Origin of the sequence: Methylobacterium sp. J-077 (assembly GCF_022829365.1) — a bacterium.
GTDB lineage: Bacteria > Pseudomonadota > Alphaproteobacteria > Rhizobiales > Beijerinckiaceae > Methylobacterium.
In genome coordinates, this window is sequence record NZ_JAKSYJ010000083.1 from 46,093 (window position 1) to 61,113 (window position 15,021).

At 66.9% G+C, this 15,021-nt stretch carries 16 protein-coding genes; 15 read left to right on the forward strand and 1 reads right to left on the reverse strand.

The genetic code is table 11. The features are described from left to right. Nucleotides 1–5 precede the first annotated feature (5 nt). Nucleotides 6–455, forward strand: a complete 450-nt coding sequence (locus MKL11_RS06085; RefSeq protein WP_243941255.1) for a hypothetical protein — start codon at nt 6–8, stop codon at nt 453–455. A gap of 115 nt (nt 456–570) precedes the next feature. Here MKL11_RS06085 and MKL11_RS06090 read toward each other — a convergent pair whose 3' ends face one another. Next, nucleotides 571–3,129 carry a heparinase II/III family protein gene (locus MKL11_RS06090; protein ID WP_243941257.1) on the reverse strand — a complete coding sequence of 853 codons (2,559 nt, stop codon included), beginning with the start codon at nt 3,127–3,129 and terminating at the stop codon, nt 571–573. 480 nt (nt 3,130–3,609) lie between these two features. Here MKL11_RS06090 and MKL11_RS06095 point away from each other — a divergent pair, with 480 nt between their 5' ends. From MKL11_RS06095 to MKL11_RS06165, 14 genes are all read left to right on the forward strand, one after another. Then, on the forward strand, nt 3,610–4,290 hold the full coding sequence (locus MKL11_RS06095; protein ID WP_243941258.1) for a response regulator transcription factor: 681 nt from the start codon (nt 3,610–3,612) through the stop codon (nt 4,288–4,290). 434 nt (nt 4,291–4,724) lie between these two features. Next, the gene (flgB, locus tag MKL11_RS06100; RefSeq protein WP_243941261.1) at nt 4,725–5,105 is read left to right on the forward strand and encodes a flagellar basal body rod protein FlgB; all 381 of its coding nucleotides are present in this window, start codon (nt 4,725–4,727) and stop codon (nt 5,103–5,105) included. Nucleotides 5,106–5,107: 2 nt separating this feature from the next. Further along, the gene (gene flgC / locus MKL11_RS06105) at nt 5,108–5,524 is read left to right on the forward strand and encodes a flagellar basal body rod protein FlgC (protein ID WP_243941263.1); all 417 of its coding nucleotides are present in this window, start codon (nt 5,108–5,110) and stop codon (nt 5,522–5,524) included. Further along, the gene (locus MKL11_RS06110) at nt 5,524–5,850 is read left to right on the forward strand and encodes a flagellar hook-basal body complex protein FliE (RefSeq protein ID WP_243941265.1); all 327 of its coding nucleotides are present in this window, start codon (nt 5,524–5,526) and stop codon (nt 5,848–5,850) included. Before flgC ends, MKL11_RS06110 begins: the two co-directional genes overlap by 1 nt. A gap of 98 nt (nt 5,851–5,948) precedes the next feature. After that, nucleotides 5,949–6,737, forward strand: a complete 789-nt coding sequence (gene flgG, locus MKL11_RS06115) for a flagellar basal-body rod protein FlgG (protein ID WP_243941266.1) — start codon at nt 5,949–5,951, stop codon at nt 6,735–6,737. Between the two features lie 25 nt (nt 6,738–6,762). Next, the gene (flgA, locus tag MKL11_RS06120; protein WP_243941268.1) at nt 6,763–7,239 is read left to right on the forward strand and encodes a flagellar basal body P-ring formation chaperone FlgA; all 477 of its coding nucleotides are present in this window, start codon (nt 6,763–6,765) and stop codon (nt 7,237–7,239) included. Continuing rightward, on the forward strand, nt 7,239–8,342 hold the full coding sequence (gene flgI, locus MKL11_RS06125) for a flagellar basal body P-ring protein FlgI (protein ID WP_243941270.1): 1,104 nt from the start codon (nt 7,239–7,241) through the stop codon (nt 8,340–8,342). The genes flgA and flgI overlap by 1 nt, the downstream gene beginning before the upstream one ends. Then, nucleotides 8,339–8,974, forward strand: coding sequence for a MotE family protein (locus MKL11_RS06130; RefSeq protein ID WP_243941272.1), 636 nt, complete (start codon nt 8,339–8,341; stop codon nt 8,972–8,974). Before flgI ends, MKL11_RS06130 begins: the two co-directional genes overlap by 4 nt. Next, nucleotides 8,971–9,669, forward strand: coding sequence for a flagellar basal body L-ring protein FlgH (flgH, locus tag MKL11_RS06135; protein WP_243941274.1), 699 nt, complete (start codon nt 8,971–8,973; stop codon nt 9,667–9,669). The genes MKL11_RS06130 and flgH overlap by 4 nt, the downstream gene beginning before the upstream one ends. Before the next feature lie 22 nt (nt 9,670–9,691). Further along, entirely contained in the window at nt 9,692–10,174 is a 483-nt protein-coding gene (locus MKL11_RS06140; protein WP_243941276.1) for a flagellar basal body-associated FliL family protein, read from the forward strand. A 37-nt stretch (nt 10,175–10,211) separates the two neighbouring features. After that, nucleotides 10,212–10,973 carry a flagellar type III secretion system pore protein FliP gene (gene fliP, locus MKL11_RS06145; RefSeq protein WP_409565819.1) on the forward strand — a complete coding sequence of 254 codons (762 nt, stop codon included), beginning with the start codon at nt 10,212–10,214 and terminating at the stop codon, nt 10,971–10,973. Between the two features lie 281 nt (nt 10,974–11,254). Next, on the forward strand, nt 11,255–12,559 hold the full coding sequence (locus MKL11_RS33040) for a flagellin (RefSeq protein WP_279600308.1): 1,305 nt from the start codon (nt 11,255–11,257) through the stop codon (nt 12,557–12,559). A 172-nt stretch (nt 12,560–12,731) separates the two neighbouring features. Then, nucleotides 12,732–14,378: a flagellar basal-body MS-ring/collar protein FliF gene (gene fliF, locus MKL11_RS06160; protein WP_243941278.1), complete on the forward strand. Its 1,647-nt coding sequence runs from the start codon at nt 12,732–12,734 to the stop codon at nt 14,376–14,378. Further along, complete coding sequence (locus MKL11_RS06165) at nt 14,378–15,019, forward strand: hypothetical protein (protein WP_243941280.1); 642 nt, start codon at nt 14,378–14,380, stop codon at nt 15,017–15,019. The genes fliF and MKL11_RS06165 overlap by 1 nt, the downstream gene beginning before the upstream one ends. The last annotated feature ends 2 nt before the right edge of the window (nt 15,020–15,021 follow it).

A 15,021-nucleotide genomic window follows, 5' to 3' on the forward strand; every position in this document is an offset into this window, starting at 1 on the left:
CGCGCGTGTTCCGGATCGTCATCACCGGTCTCTGGGTCTGCGCCATCACGGTGCTGTCCAGCTATGCTGTCGTCTCCTGGATGCCGGACCTCCCCAAAGCGAAGTCCGAAGAATATCTGGAAGGCCTGACCTACCAGAAGCTGAAGCCGCTCAACATTCCGGTCATCGCTGACGGGACCGTCCAGGGCTACATCATGGCCACCGTCGTGTTCACGGCGGATTCCCACCTGATCAAGGGGCTCGGGGTCACGCCCGCGCCGTTCGTCATGGACGAGTCGTTTCGCCAGATCTATGGCGACGGCGACCTCGATTTCCGCAATCTGAAGAAATACGACATCAATAAGCGCCTCGAAGAAATCAAGGTCAAAGTCAACGAGCGGCTCGGATCGGAAGTCGTCAAGGACGTGATGATCGAGAATTTCAATTTTGTAACGAAGAAGGACATCCGGACGTAGGGCAACACCGCCGCCGGAGAGCCGACGCCTATTTTCGGACCCGGCACGAGCCCGGCAGCCGACGGCGGACAGACGGCGCGATTCCCCCGACGCGTGCGGACGCACCCGTTTGGCCTCAATCCGTGAGAGCGCGCCGGAAGGCCTCGTCCTCGACGATCTGCACGAGCCGCCTCGAGCTTTCGGCCGACGCGGCGATCAGGAGACCGCCTGCGACGCATCGGCCTCCCGTCATGCCGTAACTCAGGACGGGGCCCGCCGGGGGCTGCTGACTCGGCGCCGGGACGACGCCCTGAACCGCCGCCTGCGGCCCGGCCCAGGACCGCCCGACCGCGATCCGGCCGCGTTGACCGGCGATCAGGTGCGGCACGATGCGCAGCCGCCGGTCGCCCCGGAGCCCGAACACGCGTCCGGACGCGTCGAGGGCGACCGCGACTGCGGGATCGAGGTGCAGGAAGCCCTCCAGGGACAGCGGGCCGCCGCCGGTGGCGAAGCGATCGAAGACGGCCAGCCCCGACAGGTCGTCCAGGATCGCGAACGCCCGGACGTGCCGGTAATCCGGACCGTGCACGCTCGTGTCGATCAGATGCACGGACGCGGCGCCCACGGTGAAGGGCGCGCGGGACACCCCCGTACCCGCGGTCGGCTCCCGCCCGTCCGGGATGACCACGTTGTGCGCCCGGGCCGCCGCCGGATGCCGGCCGGGCGCCTCGGTATGCGATCCGCCGACCTCCGTGATCCAGCGCAGGCCGCCGGTGCCGAAGGTGAAGGCGGAGCAGTCCCGGTGATCCTGCGGGTGGACCTGTTCGGAGAAATCCGCCGTGAAGGACGCCCAGTCCGGCCCATCCGACCACCGGCGATAGACGATGGTCCCGGATCGCGCGGGTTCGACGGATAGGGGGCCGCCCCGGCGCTCCGCCCGGTCGGCCGGCGGTCCGGCCATCCAGGGACGCGGGTAGGATGCCGCCACGCGCTCGATCCAGCCAGCACGGTCGTCGTGACCGGGCGTGTCGCCGAACGGGGGCAGGGTATCGTCCGGCTCGAACAGCGCGACGAGGCCGGTCCAGGCTTTCGCGAGGCGCAGGTCGAGGGAGCTTGCCAGCGATGCCAGATCCGGCCGCGCGTGCAGGACGGGCAGGAGGATCGAGGCCAGGGTCAGGATCTCGAGGCTGCGATGGTACGACGGCTCCGCGATCACGCCGCTCGCGTCGATTAGCGCCTCGAAGCCGCTCCGCAGCGCGATCGCCGCGAGGCAAGCCCAGTGCCGCGCCATCGGCAGGGCCGGAAGCGCGAGGCAGACCACCAGGAGGGCGGTCGCCACCTTCACCTCCAGCAGCGAACCCGCCACCGTGTGCTGGGCGAGGATCTCGGCGAGCGCGAAGGCGTGCCGCACGACCTCGCCGCCGAGGATCTCGACGGCGCGCGCATCCGCGTCGGCGGTGTCCCGCGCGGCGGCGCTTAGCAGGCTCAGCAGGGCCTCAAGGCGCATCGCCATGCAGGCCGGATGCAGGCTCAGCGTATCCGCCGGCTGCCCCCAGGGATTCGCCCGGGACCAGGAGACGGCGACAGCGATCGCGCGCTCCCGGACCACGTGCTCGGGGCTTGCGGCCGCGGCACCGGCCCAGGTCAGGGATTGGAAGGACAGGCGCCACGCAGGCGACTGGAACGGATCGGCGGCCCAGTCCACAGTCTCCGACAGCGTCCAGGCCGGCCGACGGCTCAGGCGAAGGACGTCTCCCGCCCAATTGCACGCGTCCGGGCCGTCCCTCAGCGCCGTGAAGCTCCGCAGGGGCGCGGGCGCCTGCGCGAGCCGGGCGGGGTCGAGGTAGGAGCGGATCGAGGCCGCGGAGGCGCCCTCCGTCGCCGACGCGCCGCCGATGCGGCCGATCAGAACCGGCAGAAAGGCTTCGGCCCCCGGATCCGCATCGTCCACCAGGTTCTCCAGGCGCAGGTCGTCGTCCAGAAGCATGTCGGGTGCGCAGGTCAGGGCGAGCGAAGCGTCGGCCTCCCAGGTCGCGAAACCGATCTCGAGCGTCGCAGCCCGCGGGGGTGGCACCACCTTCAGGGTGAAGCGATAGGCCTCGCGATGCACCGGGATGTCGATGAAGGCGGGGATCGCCAGGGTCGCCAGGGTCTCGGGGTAGGGGGTCGGAAGCGGGTTCCCGAGAGCGTCGCAGAACACCACCCGCGCCAGGGCGCCCTCCGTCTGCCCTTGCGCGATGACTTGCCCCTTGAAGGTCAACCCGCGTCCCGGCACCAGCCCGTGCCGGTACCAGCGCGGCTGCAGGCCGAGGGCGATTCGGCCGTCGCGGGTGAGCCGGCTCCCCATCCGGCCGACGCGCTCCTCTGCGGAGACGGGGTCGTCCGGCGAGGCGGGACGGATCGCGGGGTCGCCGATTCGGAAGGCGTGGGTGTTGCGCCAGCTCCGGATGACGACGGCCACCTGAGATGCCGGGGCCGGGAGATGAAAACAGCGGCGGATGGTGACGGCCCGCCTGTCCGCGCCGCCGTCCCAGGTCGGCCCGGCGAGCCAGGCCCCATGCGCGTCGATCGCGGTTCGCGCGAGTCCCGGAACCTGGGCGAAATCGATCCCGGACTGGTCCTGAGCGAAGAATTCCAGACCGAGCGCCGCGAAGTCCTCGGCACCCGTCGCGGCCTCGGCGGCCGCGCACACCATGCATGCACGAAACTCATACCACTGCCCCGCGGGCAGGGGCCCGAATGTGAGGCCGAGGCGCGACCAGCGATTCCTGTTGCCGATGACATGATCCGCGCCGGTCGCCGATGCTGAATTCACGCTCGGCCGAACTGATACCGGCAAGAAGACAGATCGCTCGCTCATAGGCTGTAAGGCACTCGCGTCATTTAGAGCACCACGCGTGACGAAGCATCCATCAAGACCAAATGCTGGTCTGCATCGAGCAGTCCCAACAAATCTTACACAGAAACCGAAATAAATATTCTTAAATCGAATCATAAAACATAAACGGAATTGAATTTCTCCAATTGCATCAGAAACACACCCGACATAAAATCGAAATCCGCCATTGACGCCGTGTTTTGTTGACGTCATCAAGATTCATGAAGCTTATGAATGTTTGCTTCAAGCCATATCTCCATCATTCCCCGGAATGATTGTCTGTGGAGTTCCGAGATAATGTACGTCATTGTCGATGAAAGACCGATGGTGACCGATGGATACGTCGCGAGCTTCGCCAGAGAGGGTATTTCCTCCGTCGGATTATTGGACTCTGATTTCAAGGGCTGGCTCCAGACCGCTCGGGAGCCGGACGTGGACGCCGTGCAGGGCTTCCTCCTCGGTGATTGCGAGCAACGCCCCGATCTCCCGGAACTCATCCAGAAGCGGTCCCGGGCGCCGATCATCGCCATGATCGAGACCCGCTGCCTGACCGAGACCCTGAACCTGTTCACGGCCGGCATCGACGACGTCGTCCGCAAGCCGGTCCACGTCCGCGAGATCATGGCCCGGACCGAGGCGGTCTGGCGCCGTTCCCATCGCGGGGCGATCAAGGAGGCGGCGGTGGACCGGACCGCGCGGCTGAAGGTGTATTTCGACGGCCGAGATCCCGACATCGACGGGGAGAAAATCGTCCTGCCGCGACGCGAGCGGCAGATCCTCGAATTCCTGGTCCGCAACCGGGGACGGCGGATGACCAAGGAGCAGGTCTTCAACGCGGTCTACGGCGCTTTCACGAGCGATGTGGACGAGAGTGTCGTCGAGGGCCACATCAGCAAGCTTCGCAAGAAGCTCCGGGAAAAGCTGAGCTTCGATCCGATCGAGGTGCGGCGCTATCTCGGATACGCCTTCGTGAGCTGATCGCCGAGCCGCGGAGCCGGCAGAACGCGGCCGGTCGCCCCGACGGAGACCTCTATCGGCCCGACGACCGGCCGTGGCGATTCGCGGTCCGTCCTCCAAGGGAAAACCGCACCGCGGGACGACGGAACCGTATCGCGATGGATCCGATCCGGCCGCGAGGCCCGGGATCCGGCGGTCTGCGCGTCTGTCGTCGGGAGGCCGCGCCTGCTCGCAGGTCAGTCATATCGAGCGTCCCACGGGTTCGGCAAGACCGTGGCGTCGCCGGCGGACAGCTCGCCGCAAGCTTCGGACAAGACTGATCGGGCAAACCGCATTCCAGAACATCGTGGCGTTCAATAGCCGATCCGATTCAGAGCGCGCTTGGAAAGACGTTGTTCCAGGTCATTCCAGGACGATATCGATCCACGCCCGACAGATCAGAAAGCCGACAGGTTATGAACCCGATCTTTCTGCTCAATCTCGCCTCGCGGCAGCTGCAGCATCTTTCCACACGCCAAGCCGTCATTTCCGGAAACATCGCGAATGCCAATACACCGGGCTATCGCGCGCGGGATCTGACCCCGTTCGGCGATATGCTGGACAAGACGACGCTCGCGATGGCGGCGACTCACGCTGGCCATTTCGAGATCGACGGTCCCACGGCACGCCCGGCCCGTCCGACCCAGTCCGACGGCTGGGACGTCGTCCATTCCGGCAATTCGGTGAATCTCGAAGAGCAGATGATGAAGTCGGGCGAGATCAGCCGCGATCAGGCGCTGAACACCGGCATCGTCAAAGCCTTCAACCGCATGCTGGCCATGAGCGTGAAGGCCTGACCATGATCGATCCGCTCGTCGCATCCTCACGCATCGCGGCCTCGGGCATGGGGGCGCAGTCCGAGCGCATGCGCGTGGTGGCGGAGAACATCGCCAACGCGCAATCCACGGGCACGACAGCGGGCTCGGACCCCTACGCCCGCAAGACCATCACGTTCCGCACCGCCATGGACCGGGCCTCCGGCACCACGGCGGTCGCGGTGCGCCAGATCGGTCAGGACAAGGCGCCGTTCCGGGTCGAGTACGATCCCGGGAACCCGGCGGCGGACGCGAACGGGACGGTCAAGCTCCCGAACGTGAACATGCTGATCGAGATGGCCGACATGCGGGAGGCTAATCGCTCCTACGAGGCCAATCTCCAGATGATCAAGCAGACCCGCTCGATGGTCTCGAGCATCATCGATCTTCTGAGGCCGTGATGATCCAGTCTCTCTCCGCGCTCTCGAGTCTGTCCGACAAGAATTCGGTCTTCGGCGTCCCACAGCTCGACCTGGCGACGCCCAGCGCCGCCGCGCCCGCAGGAACGGCCTCCAGCTTCGGCGATCTGCTGGCACAGCTGGCGGGTCACGCCCGGGACTCCGTGAAGGCCGGCGAGGCGGCGGCGATCTCGGGCATTCAGGGCAAGGCGTCGACGCAGTCCGTGGTCGAGGCGGTGATGTCGGCCGAGCAGAGCCTCCAGACCGCGGTCGCCATCCGGGACAAGGTGGTCGCCGCCTACCAGGAAATCGTCCGCATGGCGATCTGACATCGCAAACAGCGCGGGAGAGGTCGCCCTCTCCCGTCGGTGGCACGCGAACGTCGCCTGACCACAGTCATCGTCATCCCGGGCGGAAGGACATCATCATGAGAGCGCTTGCCATCGCGGCCACGGGCATGAATGCCCAGCAGCTGAACGTCGAAGTCATCGCCAACAACATCTCGAACCTGAACACGACGGCGTTCAAGGGCGCGCGGGCGGAATTCAAGGACCTGATCTATCAGGCCGAGCGGCCGGCGGGCGTCCCGATCCAGGCCGGCGAGTCGGCGATCCCCGAGGGCGCGATGCTCGGCCTCGGCGTCCGCAATTCCGCGATCCGGAACCTGCACCGGCAGGGCCCGCTGGCCAACACGACCAACCCCCTCGATCTCGCGATCAACGGGCGCGGCTGGTTCCAGGTCACGATGCCCAACGGCGAGATCAACTACACCCGCGCCGGCTCGTTCAACAAGAACGCCGACGGCCGCCTCGTCACCGCGGAGGGCTACAGCGTCGATCCGGCGATCATCATCCCGCAGAACGCCGTCGACGTGGTGATCAACGAGACCGGCCAAGTGATGGTCAAGCTCGATGCCCAGCCGCTGCCGCAGACGGTCGGCCAGCTGGCGCTCGCCAACTTCGCCAACGATGCCGGGCTCGAGCCGCTGGGCAACGGCCTGTATCGGGAGACACCGGCCTCCGGCCTGCCCGTGACCGGCGTCGCCGGCGATCCGGGCTTCGGCAAGATCCAGCAGGGCTATCTCGAGAATTCCAACGTCGATCCGGTCCGGGAGATCACCAACCTGATCTCCGCCCAGCGGGCGTTCGAGATGAACTCGAAGGTGATCCAGGCCGCCGACGAGATGGCCGGCACCGTCTCGAAGGGCCTGCGCTGACATCATGACCCGGGGACATCTCTTCGTGAGACGGGGCGTCGCGCGCACGGCTCGGGGGCTGCGCGCGGCCTGCGCGCTCGGCCTCGTCGCCGTTCCGGCCGCCGCCGCAGACCAGACGTTCCCGGTGCCGGTGGCGACGATCTACGCGGGCGACGTCATCAAGCCGACGATGCTCCGGGACCAGACCTATCCGGAGAACTTCAAGCCGCGGGTGCCGGCGGTCGAGACGGCGGCGCGCGCCGTCGGCAAGGTTGCGCGGCGGACCCTCCTGCCCGGGGAGGTGATCCCGTCCGGCGCCCTCGAGGAGGTCAAGCTCGTGACCCGCGGGGCGCCGACCGTGATCGTGTTCGAGGAGCGCGGCATGGTCATCTCGACCCTGGGCACGGCGCTGGCGAACGCCGCCGTGAACGAGCCGGTGACGGTGCGGAACACCGCGACCGGCCGCCTGATCCAGGGCGTCGTCCAGCCCGACGGCCGGGTACGCACCGGCGGGCAGCCGTGATGCGTCGCCTGCTTCCCCTGTTCCTGATCGGGCTCGGCCTCTGGTCGGCGCCCGCGACCGCGGCGACGCGGATCAAGGACATCGCGTCGCTCCAGGGCGTCCGCGAGAACCAGGTCGTCGGCTACGGCCTCGTCACCGGCCTGCAGAGCACCGGCGACACCCTCCGCAATTCGCAGTTCACGGAGCAATCCCTGCAATCGATGCTGGACCGGCTCGGCATCAACGTGCGCGACCAGCGGATGCGGACCCGCAACGTCGCGGCCGTGATGGTGACGGCCAACCTGCCGGCCTATGTCGAGCCGGGCTCGCGCATCGACGTCAGCGTGAACTCGCTCGGCGACGCGACCTCCCTGCGCGGCGGCACCCTGCTGATGACGCCGCTGGCGGGGGGTGACGGGCAGGTCTACGCGGTGGCGCAGGGCGCGCTCGCCGTCTCCGGCTTCAGCGCCACTGGTCAGGCCGAATCGCTGGTCTCGGGCGTCGCGACGGCCGCCCGGATCCCCAACGGCGCCCTGGTCGAGCGGGCGGTGGCCGGCACGTTCCGGGATCTGCCCGGCATGTCGCTCGAACTGAAGAACCCGGATTACCGCACCGCCATCCTGATCTGCGACGCGATCAACGCCTACACGGTGCAGCGCTACGGGCGCCGCGCCGCGAGCCCGCGCGACTATCGCACCGTCGTGCTGACGCGGCCCGGGCATGTCGGTCGGACGCGGTTCATGGCCGAGATCGGCGAATTGGCGGTCCAGCCGGATACGCCGGCGCGGGTGGTGATCGACCAGCGCACCGGCACCGTGGTCATCGGCCGGAACGTGCAGATCTCCACCGTGGCGGTCACCCACGGCGATCTCACGGTTCGCATCACCGAGACCCCGCAGGTGTCGCAGCCGGCCCCGTTCTCCGACGGGCAGACCGCGATCGTCCCCCGGACCGACATCAACGCCGCCGAGCAGACCGCCCGCCTGGCCGTCGTCTCGGGGCCCGACCTGCAGAGCCTGGTCCGCGGCCTGAACAATGTCGGCATGAAGCCGACCGACGTGATCTCGATCCTGCAAGCGGTGAAGACGGCGGGCGCCTTGCAGGCGGAGCTGGTGGTTCAATGATCGCCCCGACCCGCGAGCGGCGCACCGGGCGGCGCAGCCTGCACGGCTGGGGCGCTCGCGTCCTGGTGGCGGCCGCGATCCTGCCCGCCGCCCAGGCCGCTGCCCAGCAGAAGCCGGGCGAGCCGGCCAAGGGCGAGGAGACCCGCGCCCCGCAAGCGCAAGCCCAACAATATTGCAGCAGCATCGCCAACGCCGCCGCCGATGCCCGGTTCACTTGGCAGAAGGAGACGCTCACGGCGCTCGCCAAGGATATCGAGGGGCGAATCGGTCAGCTCGAGGCGAAGCGCGCCGAGTACGAGGAATGGCTGAAGCGCCGGCAGATGTTCCTCGCCAAGGCGGACGAGAGCGTCACGGCGATCTACGCCAAGATGAAGCCCGAGGCGGCCTCGCAGCAGCTGACCGCCATGGACAGCGAGGCGGCCGCAGCCATTCTGACGCGGCTCGATCCGCGCGCCGCCAGCGCGATCATGAACGAGATGGAGCCCGGCCGGGCGGCGTGGCTGGCCAACGTCATCACCAACACCCCGAAGAAAGCGGTGCCGCCCCGGTCCGAGCCGCCCCCGAGCCCCCCGCCCGAGCCTCGCTCGGACGAGGGAAACCGCCAACCGCAGAACAGTGAGAAATCAGGATGAAGCGGCTGGCTGCCATCGCGGCGCTTGTGACCCTCGGAGCCTGCTCGACCCCCGTCCAGGAGATCGGCCGCGCTCCGGCCATGAGCCCGGTCGGGCTCGGGATCAATGCGAATCACGACGCGGTGCCGCCGCTGTTCACCGCGACCCAGCGGGCGGGATACCATTCGACCTGGGCGCAGCAGAGCGCCGACCTGTTCCAGGATCCGCGCGCCAAGAATGTCGGCGACGTGCTGACCGTGCTGATCGAGATGAACGACAAGGCCCAGTTCGACAACGCCACCGACCGGTCCCGCGATTCGCGGTCCAAGATGAGCCTCGACGTCGAGCTCGACCTGTTCGGCCTCGGCACGCAATCGAAGAACAACTACGAGGTCAACGGCAATTCCTCGACCAAGGGGCAGGGCTCGATCGACCGCAAGGAGCAGCTTCGCCTCTCCGTCGCCGCCATCGTGACCAACGTGTTCCCCAACGGCAACATGATGATCAGCGGTTCCCAGGAGGTGCGGGTCAATTACGAGATCCGCGTGCTGAACATCGCCGGCATCGTCCGGCCGCGGGACATCTCGCGCAAGAACACCATCGACTACGACAAGATCGCTGAGGCGCGGGTCTCCTATGGCGGCCGGGGGCGCCTGATGGAGGTGCAGCAGCCCGGCGCGGTCCAGCAGGTCTACGACCTGGTCGCGCCGTTCTGACCCGACAGCGGAAACCCGAATCATGGCGTCAGATGCCGCGTCACCGCGCTCCAAGCTCCGCTGGCTGCTCCTGCTCGCCATACTCACGGTCCTGGCGGTCGGCGTCGGGGGCGCGGGCGGCCTGTTCATGATCTCCACCGTCGAGAAGGCCGTGAACGAGAGAAATAAACTCGAGGAGGAGCAGGTCCAGAAGGTCGTCGCCTACGATGCGAGCTTCAGCCTGACGAGTATCGGCACGGTGGTGACCAACCTCGCCAGCCCCAGCGATGTCTGGATCCGGCTCGAAGCCTCGATCGTCGTCAAGACCGGGACATTCTCCAATCCTCAAGCCGTCGCGGCCGAGATCCGCCAGGACCTCCTCGGCTATCTGCACACTTTGTCGCTCGCGCAGATCGAAGGGCCGAGCGGCCTCGTCCATCTGCGCGAGGATCTGGCCGAGCGGGTCCAGCAGCGATCCAAGAGCCAGGTCCGCGACTTCTTCATCGAGACGCTCGTCGTCCAGTAAAACATCCCTTTCCGGCCGTATCGCGGATGCGCGTCCGATGAACATCAGGATCGGTCACGCCATGCTGCGCCGCGTCTTTCTGGCGGGCTCGTTGATTCTCGTCGCCACGGCCGCGAGCGCCCAATCGTTCAGCCTCGATCAGGTCCTGCCGCCCGGGAACGGCTCGATGAGCGGGCGGATGATCCAGCTCATCGCCCTCCTGACCGTCCTCTCGGTCGCGCCGGGCCTGCTGGTCATGATGACCAGCTTCACGCGATTCGTCGTGGCGCTCTCGTTCCTGCGGTCCGGGCTCGGCCTGCAGGGCGCGCCGGCCAACATGGTGCTGATCAGCCTCTCGCTGTTCATGACCTTCTACGTGATGGGCCCGACCTTCGACCGCGCCTGGCAGGACGGCATCCGCCCGCTCACCGAGAACCGGATCTCGGAAGAAGAGGCCTTCGCCAAGGTGACCGATCCGTTCCGGGACTTCATGCTGACCCATGTCCGCCCGAAGGATCTCGACACCTTCGCGGAGATCGCGGTGGCCGCCTACCCGAAGGCCCAGGCCGGCAGCCGGACCGATCTCCGGGTGCTGATCCCGGCCTTCATGATCTCCGAGCTGCGCCGCGGATTCGAGATCGGCTTCCTGATCGCGCTCCCGTTCCTCGTCATCGACATGGTGGTGGCGGTGCTGGTCATGGCGATGGGCATGATGATGATGCCCCCGACGGTGATCTCACTCCCGTTCAAGGTGTTGTTTTTTGTATTGATCGATGGCTGGAACATGCTCATCAGCGGACTTGTACGGTCGTATTTTTGAAGTTTCAAACAAAGTCTTTCATGAAACACGCTGCAAGGACCAAAATTTTCACAAGGCGCAGCGCCTGCTATTGACTTGCTGTTGAAAGTTCTTCATCTGAGGCCTGCCAACGCGTGGTTGATCGGTCCGATAAGAGCGACCGGATCAGACCAACGGTTGAGAGATCGATAGCGGGTTGACTGCGTGCTCGGCACGCCGGGTCAAAGGCATGATGCCGCCCTGCTATGCCGGTGAAAATCCGACATGTCCCCTGAACGTCTTCTCTTTGAAGGGACATCCTCATGTCGAGCCTGTTGACCAACACCGCCGCGATGACGGCGCTGACCACCCTCAAGACCACGAACCAGGATCTGGAGAAGTCGAGCAACCGGGTCGCCACGGGCCAGAAGGTGGCCGTCGCCGCCGACAACGCCGCCTATTGGTCGATCGCCACCACCATCCGCGCCGACAACGGCTCGCTCGGCGCCGTCAAGGACGCCATCGGCCTCGGCCTCGCCACGGTGAACGGTGCCGTGAACGGTCTGGAAGCGGTCAAGAACACCTTCCTGGATCTCAAGAACAAGCTGACGGCGGCGCTCAACCCGAACGTCGATCGCGCCAAGATCCAGTCGGAAATCAGCGCCCGCATGACGGATCTGCGGACCTACGCCAGCACCGCGACCACGAACGGCGAGGCGTGGCTGGCGGTCGATTCTGCTTCCGGCAACTACACGGCCGACCGCAAGATCGTGTCGTCCTTCACCCGTACGCAGGGCCAGATCGCGGTCGGCACCGTCACGGTCGACGTGGACGATACGAAGCTCTACGACGCCCAGACTGCGGCACTTGGCGCGAGCGGTGCTGCGACCACGCCGGGCTTTAAGGGCGCGGTGAAGGGCACGGACGCGACTGGCGCCAAGGGTGGCACGGGTTCCCAGATTGAAAAATACGAAACCGCCAAGAAGGCCTGGGCGGACGCTCAAACCACCTACACCGCCAGCGACAAGGGATCCACCGCCGTCAGTAACTACAACAATGCGAACGCGACGTGGCAGCAGGCCCAGAACGATCTCGCAGCCGACGCCAAGAAACAGAATGCCATCGTGGAAGGCACTGCGACGGGTGCGACGGGTGACACGGGTGCGACGGGTGCGACTGGTGCGACTGGTGCGACTGGTGCGACGAGCCGTGGCTCTGACGGAAGCGGCGGCATTCTCGACAAACAATACGCCGTCTTCGGTAAGAACGAGTACGGCTACGACGTCGCGTATACGCTCAGCGTCGACACGATTGACATCACTTCGATCCAGAACAGCGACCTGTCGATGCTGCACGCTTACGTCAACATGGCCGACAAGGTCCTGACCAACATCACGAACGTCGCGACGAAGCTCGGCGCGGTGCAGAGCCAGATCCAGTCGCAGTCGAACTACGTCGACACGCTGATCAAGAACAACGACAAGAGCATCGGCATCCTGGTGGACGCCGATATGGAAGAAGAGTCGACCAAGCTGAAGGCCCTCCAGGTCCAGCAGCAGCTCGGTATCCAGTCGCTTACGATCGCCAACACCACCACCCAGCAGATCCTGAGCCTGTTCCGCAGCTAAGTTCCGGGTCCCTGACCCTCATCAGCATCGTCCCTTCGGGGTGATGCGGGCCGCGCGTCTTCGGGTGCGCGGCCCTTCTCTTTGAGGCGGGCCGCCGCCGGGCACCACCCCCACGCAAGATTGATCCGGCACGCTGGCGCCGAGCCACTGCGGTGGAAGCTGAGCCTTGCCGATGCCCGGTCGTGAGCACCTCGAAAAGCTATGGACGAACATCCTCGAGCTCGGCCCGCGGCGGCTGATCGCCCTGGGTCTCGTCGGGCTCACCGTGTTCGTGACCGTGGGCCTCGGCGCCTATTATCTCAGCCGCCCGCTCCGTGAGCCGCTCTATACCGGCCTGAGCCGGGACGACGTCAGCCGCATGGCCGCCGTGCTCAAGGATGCCGGCGTTCCGTTCGACGTCAGCTCCGACGGCACCGCCGTCCTGGTCAGCTACGGGCAGACCGCCCAGGCCCGGATGCTGCTCGCCGAGAAGGGCCTGCCCCAGAGCGGCAAGGCCGGCTACGAGTTGTTCAACGATCTGGGCTCGCTGGGCCTGACCTCGTTCATGCAGGACATCACCCGGGTCCGGGCTCTCGAGGGCGAGATCGCCCGCACGGTGCAGACGCTCAAGGGCGTCAAGGCCGCCCGCGTCCATATCGTGATGCCCGATCCCGGCTCGTTCCGCCGCGAGCAGCAGCCGGCTTCCGCCTCCGTGGTGGTGCGCACCGAGCCCGCCAACGATCCCTCGACCGCGCCCGCCATCCGCCAGCTCGTCGCCGCGGCCATCCCCGGCATGAAGCCCGACAAGGTGACGGTGCTCAACACCGACGGGACGATCCTGCTCTCCGGCGACGACGCCGCCACCGCGCCCGCCGGCCGCATGGCGACGCTGGAGCAGCTCACGAACCGTGAGATCCAGGACAACATCCGCCGGACGCTCACGCCGTATCTGGGGACCAACAATTTCGAGGTCAGCGTGGTCGCGCGGCTGAACACCGACAAGACCCAGACCAACGAGACGCTCTTCAACCCGGACCAGAAGGTCGAGCGCGGGACCCGGGTCATCAAGGAAACCGAGAGCTCGCAGAATCGCGCAGCCCAGAGGCCGACCACCGCCCAGCAGAACCTGCCCAACCAGAACGTCCAGTCCGGCGGGGCGGAGAATTCGAGTTCCGAAAGTCAGCGCCGCGAGGAACAGACCAACTACGAAATTTCCTCGAAGACGGTCCAGACCGTCAGCGACGGCTACACGGTGAAGAACCTGTCCGTGGCCGTGCTGGTGAACCGCTCCCGGTTGGAAGCGCTGGCCAATCCCGGCAAGGAGGCCGGCAAGGACGCGGCCAAGATCGAACTCGAGCCGCAGATCGCCGAGATCGAACAGCTCGTCGCCTCCGCGTCGGGCTTCAACAAGGCGCGGGGCGACCAGATCAAGGTGGCTGCGGTCAGCTTCGTCAACGAGGGCCAGCCCCTCGCACCCGTTCCCGCGCTCGGGATCGGCGATGTCCTGATGCGTCAGTCCGGAACCCTGATCAACGCGGCCACGATCCTGATCGTCGGATGCCTGCTGATCTGGTTCGGCCTGCGTCCGGCCGTCAACGCGATTCTCGCCCGATCACCCGAGACGGAGACCGAGCTGGCGCTCGCCGCGCCCGAGTCCGACACGCTCGACAGGCTGCAGGCAGAGCAAGCCGTGGCAGCCGCGGAACCCAACCTCATCGAGGACCTGACGGAAAGGATCGCGCACTCGCCGATCCGGAAGCTCGAGCAGCTGGTCGAGCTCGACGAGGAGCAGGTCGCCAATATCCTGAAGCAATGGCTCAGCCGTGACGAGGCCGCGTGATGGCCGAGGCACCGCCGGTCTGGACCGTCTTCTCGGGAACGAGCCAGCGCTCCTCCTCCGCCCTGGCCGCACTGATACCCAAGCGGGTCGATTCGAGCGCACCGCCGGCGGCGCCCGCGAGGCCGCCGGATCTGGACGCCATCGCGGCCGCGGCACGGGCGGAAGGTCGCCGTGAAGGCGAGGCTCTGGCAGCCCAGGCGGCCCGGGCCGCCATTGCGGCCGAACGGGAAGCCGGCGCGGCCGCCCTCGCGGAGACCCGGCGACGCTGGGTGGACGCGGAATCGGCAGTCCTGGCGAACGGTTTCACCGAGCAGGTCCGGACGCTGGAGGCGCAGCTGGCGCAGAGCTTGACGCGGGTCCTAAAGCCCTTCCTGGCCGAGGCCCTGCGGCGCGAGGCGCTCCGCGACCTGCACGAGACCGTGTCGTCCGTCCTGGCCGACGACCGTTCGGGAACGCTCGCGGTGACCGGTCCCGCGGATCTCGTGGAGGCGCTCGCGAAGCGCCTGGACCTGCCCCCTGGCCGGCTCGTCACGGCATCCGACGGAAGCCCCGACCTGCGCGTCCGGATGAACGGGACTGTCGTCGAAACGCAGCTTCAGGCGTGGGGCGAGCGCGTCGCCGCCCTGCTCGGGGATCGCTGAGC